At 60.7% G+C, this 2,586-nt stretch carries 3 protein-coding genes; all 3 read left to right on the forward strand.

Annotated elements, in window-relative coordinates:
• Positions 1 to 1,225: protein translocase subunit SecD (secD, locus tag A2I95_RS30885; protein WP_291735978.1), on the forward strand; the 1,225-nt coding region annotated here is incomplete at its 5' end.
• 1 nt (position 1,226) lies between these two features.
• On the forward strand, positions 1,227 to 2,195 hold the full coding sequence (secF, locus tag A2I95_RS30890; RefSeq protein WP_027259180.1) for a protein translocase subunit SecF: 969 nt from the start codon (positions 1,227 to 1,229) through the stop codon (positions 2,193 to 2,195).
• Positions 2,188 to 2,586: TSUP family transporter (locus tag A2I95_RS30895; protein ID WP_367153081.1), on the forward strand; the 399-nt coding region annotated here is incomplete at its 3' end. The genes secF and A2I95_RS30895, both read left to right, overlap by 8 nt.

Genomic DNA, 2,586 nt, shown 5'->3' on the forward strand with positions numbered 1-2,586 from the left:
TCCGATTACCACATTGACCGGTGTGGGCGCCAACGACATTGAAGTTTCCGCCGAAGCCGGCATCCTGGTGGTGCGCTTGAGCGAGGCAGAGAAGACCGCTTCGGACGACCGCACCGTGCGCCAGGCGCTGGAAATCGTGCGCCGCCGGATTGACGAGGTCGGCACCCGCGAGCCGACCATCCAACGCCAAGGCGCTGACCGCATCCTGATTCAAGTGCCGGGCATTGGTTCCGCCTCGGAGCTGAAGGCGATCATTGGTACCACCGCACAGCTGACCTTTAACCCGGTTGCCGGCCGCGGCAGCGATGCAGATGCTGCACCGGGGATTGGCAATAAGATCATCCCGTCGCTGGACGAGGACGGCATCTACTATACCATCGAGGCGGCCGCAGTCGTGACTGGCGAGGACCTTGTGGATGCGCAGCCCTCGTTCGACCAGAACGGCCGGCCTGCGGTGACCTTCCGCTTCAACACCTCGGGTGCGCGGCGGTTCGGCGACTACACGGCGGAAAACATCGGTTCGCCCTTTGCGATTGTGCTGGATGACGAGGTGGTTTCCGCCCCGGTGATCCAGTCGCATATTCCTGGTGGTTCGGGGATTATCACTGGCAATTTCACCATTGAGGAGAGCACCAACTTGGCTGTTCTGTTGCGCGCAGGCGCACTGCCTGCCGGATTGGAGTTCCTGGAAGAACGCACCATCGGCCCTGAACTGGGCCAGGACAGTATTGACGCCGGCAAGATCGCTACCATCGTGGCCTTTATCGCGGTGCTTGTGTTCATGGGGCTCAGCTATGGTCTGTTTGGCCTCTTTGCCAATGTGGCGCTGATCCTGAACATCGCGCTGATCTTCGGCATGCTCAGCCTCATTGGCGGCACCCTGACGCTGCCGGGCATCGCCGGTATCGTTCTAACCGTCGGCATGGCGGTGGATGCTAACGTGCTGATCTTTGAACGTATCCGCGAAGAGCTGAAGGCAGGGCGCGGCCCGGCCAAGGCCATCGACGAAGGCTACTCCAAGGCGCTGAGCGCCATTCTCGATGCCAACATCACCACATTCATCACCGCGGTGATCCTGTTCGCCATGGGCTCCGGTCCGGTGCGCGGCTTTGCGATCACCCTGGGGCTGGGTATCATGACCTCGGTATTCACCGCGATCTTTGTCACCCGCCTGATCGTCATCATGTGGTTTGAACGGCGCCGTCCGAAAACGATTGAGGTGTGATATGCGGCTGAAACTTGTTCCCGAAGGCACCTCCTTCGATTTCTTCAAACGCGCCAAGCTGTGGCTGGGCATCTCTGCCCTGATGATGGTGGTTGGTTTTGCCTCCTTCCTTCTGCAGGGACTGAATTTCGGCATCGACTTCCGCGGCGGCACCACCATCCGTACCGAGGCAACCGAAATCGTGGACGTCGGCGCCTACCGTGATGCGCTGTCGGTGCATGACCTGGGCGATGTGTCGATCACCGAGGTTTTCGATCCGGCTTTCGAAGAGGACCAGCACGTCGCCATGATCCGCATTCAGGCGCAGGAAGGCGGCGAGGCGATCTCGGGCGAGATGATCGAGACGCTGAAAACCTCGCTGGACGCGGTGGCGCCAGGCATCAAGTTTGTCTCGGTCGAATCCGTGGGCCCAAAGGTGTCTGGCGAGCTGATCCAGACTGCGGTAATCGCCGTGGTGCTCGCCATTGCAGCGGTGCTGGTGTACATCTGGCTGCGGTTTGAATGGCAGTTTGCCCTCGGCGCTGTCGCAGCGCTGGTGCATGACGTGGTGCTGACCATCGGCGTGTTCTCCGAACTGCAGATCAAGTTCGATCTGGCCATCATCGCAGCCCTGCTGACCATCGTCGGTTACTCACTGAACGATACGGTGGTTGTGTTCGACCGGGTGCGCGAGAACCTGCGCCGCTACAAGAAGAAAGACCTGGCCGAGGTTTTGAACATCTCGATCAACGAGACCCTCAGCCGGACGGTGATGACCTCGGTCACCACGCTCTTGGCGCTGATCTCGCTTTATGTGCTGGGCGGTGACGTGATCCGCGGCTTTGTCTTTGCGATGATCTGGGGTGTTCTGGTCGGGACCTATTCGTCCGTGTTCGTTGCCTCCACTATTCTGCTGAAACTGGGAGTGAAGCGCGACTGGTCGAAACAGGCGAACACCACCGGCAATCAGTTCTCGAATATCGATGCTTGAGGCCTTTCAGGCAGCCCTGCAAACACCAGGGCTGTTCTGGCTTTTGCTGACTATTGGAGCCGCGGGTCTTGTCCGCGGCTTCACTGGTTTTGGCACCGCGATGATCTTCGTCCCCGTCGGCGCGCAGTTCCTGCCGTCGGCGGATGTGGTGTTTCTGATGGTGCTGATGGGGGTATTTTCCACTATCACCCTGTTCCCGCAGGCCTGGAGCAAGGCCGACAAGGCTGAGGTTGGCGCGCTGGCGATGGCCGCTGCTGTCACTGTGCCCGCCGGCCTGTGGGTCATGTCGCAATTGGATCCGCTGACCCTGCGCTGGCTTGCTGCCGGGGTGATCGGGGTGACATTGGCCGCCGTGGTTTCCGGCTGGCGCTGGCAGGGGCGGCTGGGCTGG

This window comes from Leisingera sp. F5, assembly GCF_001593695.1.

Coding starts and splice junctions, on each gene's coding strand:
- secF (WP_027259180.1), top strand. CDS start 1,227: ATGCGGCTGAAACTTGTTCCCGAAGGCACCTCCTTCGATTTCTTCAAA.